Consider the following 13,477-nt stretch of genomic DNA (forward strand, 5'->3'; position numbering starts at 1 on the left):
CGGTTGGCCGAATTCAGTGTTTGCTAAAGCTGTTTTTTGTTTTTACTATTATTGGACGACGCCCGAGGGGTGGCCAATCTAAAACCGGCCATCACTACATCGAAATTCGGCCAACCTGCCGGGCGACCAGAATGCATTGGAGAGAGACGCCATGGCAGCTGACTGCGCACGGATTGACTGGGTGATGCCGGAAGACGATCCCGGCAATCCGTTCAAATGCACGGATGAATTCGCCGAATGCGTGGAAAAGGTCAAGCCCGGGAAAACCACCATCGGCTCGCTTGGCGACCCCAAGAACAAGATTCTCTGCATCGAGCAAGGCCGGGTAAAACTAGAAGGGCCGCATGGCCAATGGGTCCTGCTGCCGGCGCATATGGTGTTCATTCCGCACAGCAGGCCGTATCGCCTTTACACGAGCGCAGACGCGGTGGTCGCCGTCGCGCACCTGGGCGCACAGCACACTGTTTGGGAGCACGAAGGATGCTGGGCCGCACCCATCAACGGGCTGGCGAAGGAAATGCTGGGCTATGCGCTACGCTGGGGACGGGATCGCGCCGCTGACGACCCTGTCGCCAACGCCTACTTCAACGCGCTTGGCCTGCTCTGCAAGGAATGGTTCCAGTGCTCGCGCATGATGTGGATTCCGTTCGGCGAATCGGCCGAGCTCAAACGGGCCATTGCGTATAGCCGCACGCGACTCGAATCGGTGACGATCGAACTCGCGGCAGAGGCTGCCGGGACCTCCGTGCGTACATTGCGCCGCTACTTCCAGGATGAACTCGGCATGAGCTGGCGCCGCTTTCTCCAGGAACTGCGGATGACCCGCGCCATCGAGCTCTTGACGCTCAAACGCCTGTCCGTGACTCAGACTGCACTGGAGGTCGGCTTCAACAGTGTGGCTGCATTTACGCTTGCGTTCACCTCATTTACCGGCAAGACCCCGAGTACTTATTCCAGGGACTTTTTCAACAACAGTCCCGCGTTGGGCGTCAGCGAGCATGTGCCAGACGATGCCGAAGGCGAGATGGTCCTGTCTGGCCAGTTGATGAGCCATTCGACGGCCGTGTGACGTGACGCCTTCGCGAGCGGCGCATGTCCATCACCGGCCATGTCGACACGATCAGTGATGCCCGAAGATTGACCCCGCGGGACCAGCGGCGATCGGCTGGCGCTCGCCGCTCGCCGACGTACCGGTGGCCGCGCCACCATAGCCGGACGAGTCCGCGGCGGCATTGTTGCGTGCGACACGTGCCTCGGCGGCTTGCAGATCGTCCGGGTAATGCGGGTCGTTGGCGCGGCCCGGGTAATACCCGGCTTGCACGAGTTCGGCGAGTACCTGTGCCCGCGTCACGGTCGATTCCGATTGCGCGAAGCTCAGTGCGGGTGCCGCCAGTGCGACCAGGGCTGCCGAGGCGATGATAGCTTTGAGAGTGACTTTCATAAGGATTCCTTTCAGTGTTCAGGCATTTCAATCCGTTGGAGCGCTGCTCCGTCGTTGAAACCATCTTAAGGAATCCCGCTTCCGCGAAACACAGGTGAATCGAGAAAACGCTTTTTGCAGATCGCGAAGTATGGAGTGCCATCGACAGACATGGCCCCCTTATGCCGTCCGCACGCGCTCATGCGCCTGTCCCGGCTGTCTGCCGGCAGCGTCAACGTCGACACCACCCGCCTCGCAGCACACGCGACGCCACTGGCCAGGCGGTATGCCGATGCGCACGACAAAAACACGTGTCAGGTGGCTCTGGTCGGCGAAGCCGCAGGCCGCGGCCACCTCAGCGAGCGTCGCGCCAGGGTCACGCATCATGCGCATGGCCATATTCAGGCGCTGCGCCATTAGCCAGCGATGCGGCGTCGTGCCCGTCGACGCGCGAAACGCGCGAACAAAATGGTTGACAGAAAGTCCGCACTGCGAAGCGATCTGGTCGAGGCCGACATCGTCCTCGATATGCGCCAGCATGTACTCGCGCGCACGACGTAACTGCCATGGCGCCAGCGCGCCGCGCAGCGGCCCAGCGCCGCTGACGAGCCGCCCGTAAGTGCTAGCTACGTATTCATGCAGGGCAAGCGCGAGGTGGCGCGTAAACCCTTCGCTTGCAGGCTGTCGCCCTTCCAGCGCTGGCGCAAGCAAGTCGTTAAGCTGGCGGATCACCACGTCGTCAACGTCCTGTGGCCGCGATGCGTAGGCACTGCCCTCCTCGTCCACCATGCAAGCCTCGTTCGACATGTCCTTGCTCCTTCGTTGCGTAATCGATCTGGCGAGTCGCCCAAAGCCATCGAGCTCCACTCCTGCGGAGAATGAGCAAATGCTCACCTGTTGATACAAATGTATGACCCACATGCAGCAGGCGCTACCGTACAAACGCATACTTGTGTCGTCCCAAAGTTTGGACGACCTATACCCAGGTATGACGCGCAACGCAGCACAGCGGCCGTGCACGGGTTCTCACGCTGCCTGCGATCGATGGCAACCGCTGACGCGCATCAACGCGCCTGCGCCATCTGAAACGTTGCGCGAGCGAAGGATGTTTCTCAGGTTGGGGAATGCTGCGTGACAGGTCAAACTGCGGTGACCGATTCGGCGAGGATCATGCTGCTGCAGTTACATAAGTGGTCTCCACCACCGCTTCGGATGGCGTCCTCCAGTTCCTCGGTCATGGCTGCACCGAATGAGACCGCAGGCAATACCAGATGAATTCGGCAAGCGGCTCCAATCTAAGTCGAAGGTCGGACGAAGCGCACGCAATCAGTTGACCGCTGGTTCGCCGGTCTGCGGAGAGAAACTGCAAGTGATAACCGGATATGCCGGACTCGCCCGGCTTGCCCGGCGACCAAAGGCCCACAAGTGTCCCGCTTACATTGGCCCATTCTCGTTCCAGCGCCAGCGCGTGCGGCCGCATGCGAACGAAGGCAAAGGCACCGTCGAGCCGGAGTGCATAGAAGGTGTCGTTTGATGGCCGTTTCGCATCGCAAAGCGTCTGAAGTTGCGCGAGTGAGCGGGCGGGCGGGAGTTCCACGTCGATGAAGGGGTCGAACGCCGCGATGGTCTCCGTCCAATCCGTTGGGATGTCTTCAGTGAGCGGGCTGGTATCGAACTCACCGGAGCGCAATGCGGCGCCCATTCGCACAGATGCGCGCGCGACGGGCGGCCCGGCCCAGTGCCCGAGTTGCGTTGACTCCAATCCGTCTGGCGGTGCAACACCGATCTCCGCCAACATTGACGCCCGCATCCGTACCTCCACGTAGGGCGACGGCCGCCTGGGCATGCCCCGCGAGCCGGCCGATCGTTGGCACAGTATGCGCAATCCGGTGGACGCACGATTGAATGAAATCATCCGGAATTTTCAAAAAGCGCCGTCTCGTGCCACCGCACGCGAGCAAGGACAAAGGCGGTTAGCGCAAGAAGGATTGCAGCGATTCCGACGCTTCGGCGAAGCGCTGTTCGAGGAAATCGAGCAAAGTGCGTACGCGAGGTGCCATATAAGGCGTGCGCTGGAATAGCGCGTTCACGGGCACGTCCGGGGAGCGCCATTCCGACAGGAGCAGCAAGAGCCGGCCGGCCTGCAGGTCGGCGCCGATATCCCAGACCGACTTCATGGCCACGCCGCGCCCTTCCACGGCCCACTCGCGCAGGAGCGCACCGTCGTTGGTCTGGCGCGAACGCTCGAGCGGCGCCGAAAAGACCGCCGTTTCGCCACCGCGCGCAAAGCGCCAGTTATTCGCCACACCCGAGGACGTACTGAGCAGAATGAAGTCGAGCTCGCGCAGATCGTCGGGATGGCCGGGCATACCGTGCGCCGCGACGTAACCTGGCGATGCACACAACACCCTGCGGTTGTCGGCCATGCGTTTGGCCACCAGCGAGCTGTCCTCCGGGACTCCGAAACGAATCGCCAGATCGATATCGTCCTGCAGCAAATGCGAGACCGAATCGGAGAGCACCAGCGTGAGGGTGACGTGAGGATGGCGCTCGTTGAAATCGTCGAGCCAGTGTCGCAGCACCGCGCGGCCGAAGTCCGAGGTGGCCGAGATGCGCAAGGCGCCGCTTACACTCGCGCGCCCGGCCTGCAGCGCCGCGCGTGCATCTTCGAGCGTTTGCAGCGCATGCTGGCAATGCGCGAGATACATGCGGCCTTCGTCCGTGAGGCGGAGCTTGCGGGTCGAACGTTCGAAGAGTTGGGTGCGCAGCGCCCCTTCGAGCTTGACGAGCCGTGCGCTTGCCGCGGCCGGCGACAAGCCGAGCTTGCGGCCGGCCGCAGAAAGGCTGCCCTGGCTGGCCGCTTCGACGAAAAGGCGAATGTCTCCGAGATTGTCCATGATCGCAAGAGTCGTGCAGGGTACGGCCGGCAAACCAGCTCACGCTGTCTTGCCGTTCATATCGCCACGCGAAACCCGCCACGGCGACATCGGCATGGTATCGCGACACACCGGTTTCCGGCCATGCCATGCCGCCTCTTGCCGCCAGGTTGTGGCCGCCCCTCAGCCGATGGCGCCGCCACCATCGACCAGCACCGTCGAACCCGTTGCATAAGGCGTGGATGCAAGGTACACGATGGCGTTTGCGACGTCTTCCGGCTGCCCCACGCGGCGCGCTGGCAAGCGGGCCGCGGCGCCTTCGTACATCTTCTCGCGCGCGTCGGCGTCAAGCTTGGACCACAGTGGCGTGGCGATCAGCCCGGGCGACACTGTGTTCACGCGCACCGGCGAGAGTTCGAGCGCAAGGCCCCGTGCAAGCGCTTCGATCGCGGCGTTGATGGCGCCCTGCAGCACCGAGGTCTTGCTTGGCCGCACGGACAAAAAGCCGGAGACAAGCGTGAGCGAGCCGCCCTCACGGATGCGCACGGCGCGCGCAACACGGTAAGCCCCCCAGAACTTGCTGTCCATCGCACTGTAGGCATCCAGGAGAGCGAGGCCACGTACGGGACCGCCGGGCGTCTGCGCGGCCGACACTACGACGTGGTCGAACTCGCCCGCCTCCGCGAGCACCTGCTCGACGTTGTCGTCGTCAGTGATATCGATCACAGCCGTTTGAATTGGCGTGGCAATCTCGCGCGCCGTCGCTTCGAGCTTGTCTGCGTTGCGCGAGGCGATCGTCACCTGAGCGCCATGGTGCGCAAACGCTGCCGCCGCTGCGGCGCCTATGCCCGAGCTTCCGCCTACCACCAGAACGCGTTGTCCGTTGAAATCCATGATGTTGCTCCTTGCCTTTAAAGAATGGATCTGCGATCCAGGGCTACTTCGAAACCACGCCCAGTTGTTGCAGGAAAGTGAGGTTGTCTTCGAGGTGCCAGTTATCGGCGATCTTGCCGTCGCGGATGCGATAGATATCCGTAGCAATAAAATCCACCGGCTGGCCCTTGCCTTGCACGCCATTGAACGTGCCGGTGAAGTGGCCGGTGAAGCGCATATGCGAGACGACGCGATCTCCGGTCACGATCATTTGCACGACGTCGGCGTGCACGTCGGGCACTGCGCCGTGAAAGACCTTTGACGCTGCGAGCGGCCCCGCCACGCCCTGCGGACGGCCGGGAGGCAGCGTGTGGTCCGTGAAGTCCGCGGCGAGCGCGTCGCGGGCCTGGGCTTCATCCCCGGTGGTCCAGAAGGTGTCGTACAGGCGCGCGGCGTGGGTTTGTGCCTGCACCTGCTTCGCCGGCAAGCTCTTGTCGACGATCAGCTCGTCCGGCTTGACCAGGCTGCCAGTGGCCGCCACGGCGCCGAATGAAGTACCAAGCAAGAGGGCGGCGGCAGTGGCCATTGCCACACGACCGACGGCTGAAAAAACGGTTTGCGTGTTCATGACGATGTCCTTGAAAGTGAGGTCTACGGTATCGACGAATGCGTGCGAGGTCATTGCGTGCAGGTCGAACGGGCAGCCGCCGACTGCGTCTTGCGGGTACTTTCGTGCGCGAGAGCCTGCGGATGCGAAGCGCTGTGATCGAGACGCATCGCGACGACCGTGACGGCGAGCGCAGCGAGCGTGACAATGGCGGCAACCCAGGGCAGCGTGTCGAGCGCATGGCCATGCGAGAGTGCAAGGCCGCCGAGCCACGCGCCCATCGCATTGCCCACGTTGAAGGCACCGATATTGAGCGTCGAAGCGAGATTCGGCGCACTTGCGGCCTTGCTGAGCACGCGAGTCTGCAAGCCGGGAATCGTCGCGAATGCCGCGATGCCCCAGAGGAAGATCGTCACGACCGAGGCGGCCGGGTGATGCATCGTGTGGCTGAATACCGCCATGATCGCGACGAGCGCAATGAAGACCCCCATCAGCGCGCGCATGACACCGCGGTCCGCGAGCTTGCCGCCGAGTGCGTTCCCGATCGCCAGTCCCACGCCGAAGAGGACGAGGATCGGCGTCACTGCGCGCGGGACGAAGCCGCTGACCTGTTCGAGGATCGGCGCGATATAGGTGAACACCGCGAACACGCCGCCGAAGCCGAGCACGGTCATCAGCAACGCGAGCCACACCTGCGGCTGCTTGAGCACGCCCACTTCATGCGCAAGACCCGGGGCTGCGCCCTCGCGGCGATCCGGCACCAGCGCGACGAGCGCAATGGCGGCGAGCACACCCGCGCCAGCAACCGCCCAAAATGCGGCGCGCCAGCCGATGGCCTGACCGATGAACGTGCCGAGCGGCACGCCCAGCACGTTGGCGAGCGCGAGTCCGGTGAACATCAGCGCGACAGCGCTCGCGCGCTTGTCCTGTGCAACGAGCGAAGCCGCGACCACCGAGCCGATGCCGAAGAACGAACCGTGCGCGAAGGAGGTGATGACGCGCGCGATCATGAGGCTCGTATAGTCGGGCGCGACCGCGCAGAGGATATTGCCCACGATGAAGATGCCCATGAGCAGCAGCAAGGCCCACTTGCGCGGCATGCGGCTCGTGAGCACGGCGAGCAGCGGCGCGCCCACGGCCACGCCGAGCGCATAGCCACTCACGAGCAGGCCGGCAGAGGGAATGGAAACGGAAAGCGAGTGCGCCACGTCGGGCAGGATGCCCATGATGACGAACTCCGTAGTGCCGATGGCGAAGGCACTCAAGGCCAGCGCGAGAATAGGAAGCGGCATGGTTGTCTCCTCCTGCGGAGAACGGTGAAAGTGAATGTATTGTGCTTACCTCCGTGCCGCCTGATAATTGGGCGCGGCTTTGAATTATTTTCAATCTGGACAAGAAAATCGCGCCATTCCTGTGATGTTTGCTACGCAAGCACCCTATGGAATGGAATTGCACCCCCGGCCCGGGTAGCGCTTCGAAACGCGATATAAGGCGGCGGCGAGATTCGCGCGCTGCGCTTGTCGTCTCCCACCGGAACGAGGGGCTCGCCCAATGGGACAAACGGGTGGCGCGAGACTGCGAACTCGCACCATGCCAAACCGCAGATCGGGATCCTCGCGGCTATTTCCCGGCGCGTGCCCGGTTGCGCCAGACGAGCGTGAGAACGCCCGCAAGAGCCGCGCTGAGCGCGAGCAGCATCGTGGCAGCCGTCACGTCATGAAAACGATCTTTGAGCCAGCCGAATGCGAGCGGTCCGAAGAAGCCGGACAGGTTGCCCACGCTGTTGATCGCGGCAATGCCGGCCGCCGCGGCCACGCCAGCCAGCCTTGCCGTAGGCAGGTGCCAGTAGAGCGGCAGCGCTGTCAACGTACCCGCGCAAGCAAGCGTTGCGCCGCCCAGCACGAACACGAGGCTATGGCTGCCGGCCGCAATGAGCGCGAAGCCCGCCGCAGCAGCAAGGGCGCCGCCCGCCACATGCGCGAGCCAGTTGCCGCGGCGATCCGCGCGCCGCGCGCAGACGTTCATCACCACGATGGCTACCGCATACGGAATTGCGCCATAGGTGCCAATCGACGCGAGATCCGACAACCCGGTGCCCTTAATGAGCGTTGGCAACCAGAAGCCCACGCCGTAGAGCCCGGCGAGCAACAGGAAGTAAATTGCGGAGAGGAGCGAGATGTCGAGCACGCTCAGGCGTGTGCCCTGCTCCGGCGCTTCGCCGGACTCGGCAGTCTGCCCTGCCGCCTTCTCCTCCAGCAAGTCGCCTTGAAGGGCCACTCGCTCGTCGTGCGAAAGCCAGCGCGCGCTTGCGGGCCCATCGGGCAGCAGCAGGAGGATTGCCACGCCCACCGCTATCGTCGGCACGCCTTCGACAATAAAGGTCCAGCGCCAGCCCGCCAGCGCACCCACTCCGTCGAGATGGGCCATAAGCCATCCCGACACCGCGTTGCCCAACATGCCGGCGACGGCCGAGGCGCTCATGAAGAGCGTCGTCATCCGGCCGCGCCGATGCGCCGGAAACCACCACGTCAGATACAGCACGATGCCGGGAAAGAAGCCCGCTTCCGCCACCCCCAGCAGCAGCCGCTGCAGGTAAAACGCTGTCGGCGTATGCACGAGCGCGGCCGCGGCTGATGCGATGCCCCACGTCATCATGATGCGCGCGATCCACATGCGCGCGCCTACGCGGTGCAACATCAAATTGCTCGGCACTTCGCACAGGAAATACCCCAGAAAGAAGATGCCCGCACCGAACCCATAAACGGCCTCGCTAAAACCCAGTTCGGTCGCCATCTGCAGCTTCGCGGTGCCCACATTCACGCGATCGAGGTAGGCCAGCACTTGGGCGATCAGGAGCAGCGGCATCAGCCGCCACGTTATGCGTCGGTAGAGCAGGTCGAGTGGATCGGCGCGGCCGGCTTCGGCATGGCCGGATGTGCGGTGCGCACCGTGCACCGGTGCCGCGTTGGGAAGATCGGTGGTCTTCACGGATGTCTCCTGTCGATCCGGAGTTAGCGCTTTAGCGCTTACTCCGGTCCCATGCAAAGCTGTCGATCCGGAGTTAGCGCTTGAGCTGTCGGCAGGAGTTAGTGCTTCAGCACTGACTCCTGCCCCATGCAGAGCTCTCACTCCGGTCGCATGCAAAGCTGTTCGTTATCGTGGAATCTTGCAGCGCAGGCCTCCGCCGGGCCCGGTTTCAAGCAACGGCTTCCCGCGCGACGCCGTCGTTTTGGCTGACCGTCTTGATATAGGGCGCACCGCTCGCGTCGATAACAAGTACGCAGCACTGCCACCACCCATCGAGACCTGCGTGCGCGATCGCTTCGTGTATCGCATCGTGAATCAGCTGCCCCATCGCGCGCTGGATCAGCGGCGGGCGCGGCTTCGTCAGAAACAGCCTGACCACAATGAACTGGCCGGACGGATCGTCGCCAGCAAGGAATGCATCCGCGTCGTAGAGGCGGCTCTTGAGATCACCGAGCAAGGCGTGTCCAGCCGATGCGAGACCCTGATGGATAGCCTTTGCGAGTTGCGGAAAATCGATCACCCGCCGGATCACAGGCGTCGCTTCGAAGATGAGATGAGGCATGGCGTGCCCTCCTTTCATGTAACCGTGTGCCGAGCATAGATTCCGCACCGCGCGGTGTATATTTATCTTTCTCGACTCAATGTATTAGCGTCTGTTATGAATAGAAACGCAGTCGATCTGCGGCTCATGCGCAGCTTCGTTGCCGTCGCACGCACCGGCAGCGTGACAAGGGCTGCCGCGGAACTGCATCTGACCCAACCCGCGCTGTCACAGCATCTGCGGGAGATGGGGGAGCTCATGGGCGTGCCGCTGTTCGATCGCGTCGGGCGCGGGGTCATGCTCACGCGAGCAGGAGCTGACCTCTACGCACAACTCGATCCGCTACTCTCGAAGCTCGACCTCGTCTTGACCGACGCGATCGACAGTTCGCGCGACGTGCGCGGTTCGCTGCGCATCGGCGCAATCGATACCTACGCGCGTTCGCTCGTCATCCCCGCCGTTTCCGCGCTGCTCGCGGCGCATTCGCAATTGCGCGTATCGGTACGCGAGGTTCCCGCGGCCGCGATCGATCGCGAACTGGTCGAGAACGAACTGGATATCGGGGTGGCCTTCTCGCATCTGTCGAGCCCCGACATCGAACAGCGCACCCTGTTCCGCGAGCAACTCGGTCTCGCACGCGTCGCGTCCGCGCATGCAGGCCGGCGTCCGGTGTCGTTGGCCGAGGTCGCTACGCACCCGCTCGCCTTGCTCAATGGCGACTTCGCCATGCGCAGGCAAATCGACACCGCGTTCGCGCGCGCGGATATCGCGCTCGACGTGCGCGTCGAAGCCGCCAACGTCGATTCGCTGATGCGGCTTGCCGAAGCGGGCCGCTACGCAACGATCGCGAGTCGCCTCGCGCTGCCGCGCAACACACCGCTCGTGATGGTCGACATCGCGGACGACGGGATGGCGCGCATCGCCGCATTACGGTGGCGCAAGGGCAAAACCTTCTCGCCGGCAATGGAAAGCTTCGAGCAGGCGCTCATGGCTGAAATCCGCGCCGCGAAACTGGATCTCGGACATGCGTCCGCGAAGCCGCGCGCAACGGACCCGACCGGCGTGCGCAAGGCAACAGCCAAGCGCACACCGTCTTGAGCCGACCGGCTGCGGCTGCGTCAGGCACTGACCGCTTCAGGCTGCTCGCCTTCGTGCTCCGTCCACGCGGGGTAGTCGCTATAGCCGCGCGCTTCGCCGCCGAACAGCGTGCTGCCGTCGAAGTTCGCGAGCGGCAGCCCGTTTGCAAGTCGATACGGAAGATCGGGGTTCGCGATGAACTTGCGCCCGAAAGCGACAAAATCGGCATACCCGCGCGAGAGCACCCAACCTGCGCGCTCCGTGTCGTACAGGCCGGCCACGATGATCGGCCGCGAAAAGCGTGCACGAAGCTCGCGGCGGAATGCCTCCGTGAATTGTGGTGCATCGTCCCAATCGGCTTCGACCAGGTGCACATAGGCCACGCCACGCGACTGCAGGTACGACGCCGCATCGAGGATCGTCGGCAGGATGTCCGGGCAATCCATGCCGCGTGCCGTGAGAAACGGCGCGAGGCGGATGGCCGTGCGATCTGCGCCGATCTCGTCCGAGACGGCATCGATCACTTCCTTCAGGAAGCGCAGCCGGTTTTCCCGCGTGCCACCGTATTCGTCGGTACGCTTGTTCGAGGTCGTGCGCAAGAACTGGTCGATCAGGTAGCCGTTGGCACCATGAATCTCCACGCCGTCGAACCCGGCCTCAATTGCGCGGCGCGCCGCCTGACGGAAGTCCTCCACGATCTGGCGAACCTCTTCGGTCGAGAGCGCGCGCGGCGTCGGGCAATCGACCATCGCACCCACGCCGGTATCAGGATCGACCTTCCAGATCTGGCCTTCGAACGGAATGGCCGAAGGGGCGACCGGCAGTTCACCACCGTGGAAGTCCGGGTGGGACATACGGCCTACATGCCACAGCTGCAGGAAAATGCGGCCACCCGCCTCGTGCACGGCGCCCGTGACGCCACGCCAGCCTTCCACCTGCTCCTGGCTGTGGATGCCCGGCGTGAATGAATAGCCCTTGCCTTGCGGGGAGATCTGTGTCGCTTCCGTCACGATCAGCGCGGCAGTAGCCCGCTGCGCGTAATAGACCGCATTTGTCTCGTTGGGGACATCGCCAGGCTGGGTGCTGCGGGCGCGTGTCATCGGCGCCATCACGATGCGGTGCCCGACATCGCGGCCGGCGAGCGCGCCGGCGGTAAAGAGATCAACGTTGCTCATGATTGTCTGTACACGAAATGGGAGTAAAAGGTTTTCGCCAGTGTCGAATGGAGCGTATCCACTCGCTTTGAACTGGTACCCATTGTCGTCATGAGCCACGGGCAAGAGAATTGAGCCCGACGTTGAAAGATTTTCAAGCGGGACAAAAAGATGCCATGCGGCCGTGCCCGGTTGGCATTGCGATAGCTACCCCTTATGTCTCAGGTGCATCCTCAATATACGGCCAAGCGTCACCCCGTCCTTGCGAACCAACGCGTTGACCATGCCCTCATGCTCGGCCATGGCTTCGGACCAGCGTCCACGAGGCATGGCAATAACGAACCGCGCACGCCGGATCCGTGCATTCACCGTGCTATAGAGTGCGATCAATTCGCTATTGCGTGACGCGGCCATGATGCGTTCGTGGATGGCGCGATTGCATGCGTAGTACCCCTTCATATCCTCCTGCTCGAAGCAAGCAACCATCCGCTCGTGATGGGCACGGATTTCCTCCAGCTCCTCCGGCGTGATGCGCTCGCAAGCGAGTTCCCCCGCCAGCGCTTCCAGAGCACCGGTGACTTCATAGAGCTCCGCGACCTCCTGCGGCGTGAGATCAACAACCCGCGCGCCCCGATTCGGAAGCAGCACGATGTGACCTTCGGCAGACAGCATCTTCAACGCTTCTCGCAACGGGGTTCGAGAAATGCCGAACTTCGCGCATAGCTCCTTCTCCGGTATCCGCGACCCAGGCGGAAGATCCCCGTCGATGATCATCTCCCGAATGCGGCTGACCACGTCGACGTACCGGGCTCCCTCGTACACGGTATCGGCCGGCACCTTGCCGTCCCCATCTTCTTTTTGCATACAAAACAGCCCGATATCAGTTTGCGTTAGTCGGAATTATAGCTGTAAACCCCAAAAATGCATGCAAATCTCTTGACGCGCGCTCGAAGCCGGCTATCATGGGCGTACCGTTTGAATGCAAAACGGCACGATATTTGGGGTAACACCCCGTCAAACCGCTATCAATCGCATATTTTGAATGCAAAAAGGTGATTTCAATGTCCGAGCTTGACCCCAACCAGATCCCCAACACCACGTTCGATCGCGAGAAGTACGTCAACGCCATGGGACCCCGCGCCGTCATCGGGGTGATGACGCCGGGCCCCAACGTCAACGTCGAGAACGAGATGATGGATATGCGCCCGCGAGGCGTGATCAACGCGATCGACCGTTACTACGTTCCGAACCAGAAGATCGATGCGAACGCGGATTGGGAAACCATCATGGCGCACGTGACGGCGAATCTTGACGCCTCCGTGCGCCGGCTGAACGAATGCCTTATCGATCACCTGATTCTGGGCATGTCCTCGGAAAGCTTCATGGGCGGCGAGAAAGGCAGCTTCGCGCTCCAGGAGCACCTGGAAAAGCTGTCCGGTGTGGGTGTCACCATGGGAGCCCAGTCTGCCGAGGCAGCGTTCAAGGCCGTTGGCGCACGCAAGATCGCATTGGTCACGCCGTATTACCCGGTCATCGACGAAAACGCCGTGAGCTATTTCAAAGCCCGTGGCTTCGAAGTGGTCCACGTGGAAGGCCTGAAGTGCCGAAGCATCATTCACGTCGGCGCGCAAACGCATGAGCCGCTGATCGAGGCCGTTCACAAGTGCAACGAATACAATCCTGACGCCATCATTCAGCTCGGCACCAACCTCCACTTTGCACAGGTCGCTGACGAAGCAGAACGCTGGATCAAGAAGCCGGTGTTCTCTGTTGGCGTAGCCATCTATTGGCACGCGCTGCGCAAGCTCGGCATCAACGATCAACGCGACGGATTTGGTTCGTTGCTCGCCAAGTACTAAAGCGATATGGGCGCGCGTACGAAAGTACAGACGCGCCCAGCCC

General features: G+C 62.7%; 14 protein-coding genes. 3 read left to right on the plus strand and 11 right to left on the minus strand.

Annotation, left to right across the window (positions count from 1 at the left end):
* The first annotated feature begins 241 nt into the window (after positions 1-241).
* The gene (locus EYW47_RS16155) at positions 242-1,069 is read left to right on the plus strand and encodes a helix-turn-helix domain-containing protein (protein WP_165976583.1); all 828 of its coding nucleotides are present in this window, start codon (positions 242-244) and stop codon (positions 1,067-1,069) included.
* Positions 1,070-1,120: 51 nt separating this feature from the next.
* Here the strand turns inward: EYW47_RS16155 and EYW47_RS16160 are convergent, their stop codons facing one another.
* From EYW47_RS16160 to EYW47_RS40905, 9 genes are all read right to left on the minus strand, one after another.
* A complete protein-coding gene (locus EYW47_RS16160; protein WP_133195849.1) occupies positions 1,121-1,441 on the minus strand; it encodes a DUF4148 domain-containing protein in 321 nt (106 codons plus the stop codon).
* Positions 1,442-1,600: 159 nt separating this feature from the next.
* On the minus strand, positions 1,601-2,206 hold the full coding sequence (locus EYW47_RS16165; protein ID WP_205710085.1) for a helix-turn-helix domain-containing protein: 606 nt from the start codon (positions 2,204-2,206) through the stop codon (positions 1,601-1,603).
* A 448-nt stretch (positions 2,207-2,654) separates the two neighbouring features.
* Positions 2,655-3,218, minus strand: a complete 564-nt coding sequence (locus tag EYW47_RS16170) for an acetolactate decarboxylase (RefSeq protein ID WP_165976585.1) — start codon at positions 3,216-3,218, stop codon at positions 2,655-2,657.
* A 175-nt stretch (positions 3,219-3,393) separates the two neighbouring features.
* Entirely contained in the window at positions 3,394-4,317 is a 924-nt protein-coding gene (locus EYW47_RS16175) for a LysR family transcriptional regulator (RefSeq protein WP_133195852.1), read from the minus strand.
* Between the two features lie 162 nt (positions 4,318-4,479).
* Positions 4,480-5,190 carry an SDR family oxidoreductase gene (locus tag EYW47_RS16180; protein ID WP_133195853.1) on the minus strand — a complete coding sequence of 237 codons (711 nt, stop codon included), beginning with the start codon at positions 5,188-5,190 and terminating at the stop codon, positions 4,480-4,482.
* 43 nt (positions 5,191-5,233) lie between these two features.
* A complete protein-coding gene (locus tag EYW47_RS16185; protein ID WP_133195854.1) occupies positions 5,234-5,797 on the minus strand; it encodes an ester cyclase in 564 nt (187 codons plus the stop codon).
* Between the two features lie 50 nt (positions 5,798-5,847).
* On the minus strand, positions 5,848-7,068 hold the full coding sequence (locus EYW47_RS16190; RefSeq protein WP_133195855.1) for an MFS transporter: 1,221 nt from the start codon (positions 7,066-7,068) through the stop codon (positions 5,848-5,850).
* Positions 7,069-7,396: 328 nt separating this feature from the next.
* Positions 7,397-8,671 carry an MFS transporter gene (locus EYW47_RS16195; protein ID WP_377785087.1) on the minus strand — a complete coding sequence of 425 codons (1,275 nt, stop codon included), beginning with the start codon at positions 8,669-8,671 and terminating at the stop codon, positions 7,397-7,399.
* A 301-nt stretch (positions 8,672-8,972) separates the two neighbouring features.
* Positions 8,973-9,365: a 5-carboxymethyl-2-hydroxymuconate Delta-isomerase gene (locus tag EYW47_RS40905; protein ID WP_165976586.1), complete on the minus strand. Its 393-nt coding sequence runs from the start codon at positions 9,363-9,365 to the stop codon at positions 8,973-8,975.
* A 96-nt stretch (positions 9,366-9,461) separates the two neighbouring features.
* On the opposite strand from EYW47_RS40905, the gene EYW47_RS16205 reads away from it, so the two are divergent.
* Positions 9,462-10,442: a LysR substrate-binding domain-containing protein gene (locus EYW47_RS16205; RefSeq protein ID WP_133195858.1), complete on the plus strand. Its 981-nt coding sequence runs from the start codon at positions 9,462-9,464 to the stop codon at positions 10,440-10,442.
* A 20-nt stretch (positions 10,443-10,462) separates the two neighbouring features.
* On the opposite strand, the gene EYW47_RS16210 is transcribed toward EYW47_RS16205, so the two are convergent.
* Positions 10,463-11,596, minus strand: a complete 1,134-nt coding sequence (locus EYW47_RS16210; protein WP_133195859.1) for an alkene reductase — start codon at positions 11,594-11,596, stop codon at positions 10,463-10,465.
* Between the two features lie 186 nt (positions 11,597-11,782).
* Positions 11,783-12,439, minus strand: a complete 657-nt coding sequence (locus EYW47_RS16215; protein WP_133195860.1) for a GntR family transcriptional regulator — start codon at positions 12,437-12,439, stop codon at positions 11,783-11,785.
* Positions 12,440-12,636: 197 nt separating this feature from the next.
* On the opposite strand from EYW47_RS16215, the gene EYW47_RS16220 reads away from it, so the two are divergent.
* On the plus strand, positions 12,637-13,434 hold the full coding sequence (locus EYW47_RS16220; RefSeq protein ID WP_205710086.1) for a maleate cis-trans isomerase family protein: 798 nt from the start codon (positions 12,637-12,639) through the stop codon (positions 13,432-13,434).
* Positions 13,435-13,477: the final 43 nt, after the last annotated feature.

Source organism: Paraburkholderia silviterrae (genome assembly GCF_004353915.1).
Taxonomy (GTDB): domain Bacteria; phylum Pseudomonadota; class Gammaproteobacteria; order Burkholderiales; family Burkholderiaceae; genus Paraburkholderia; species Paraburkholderia silviterrae.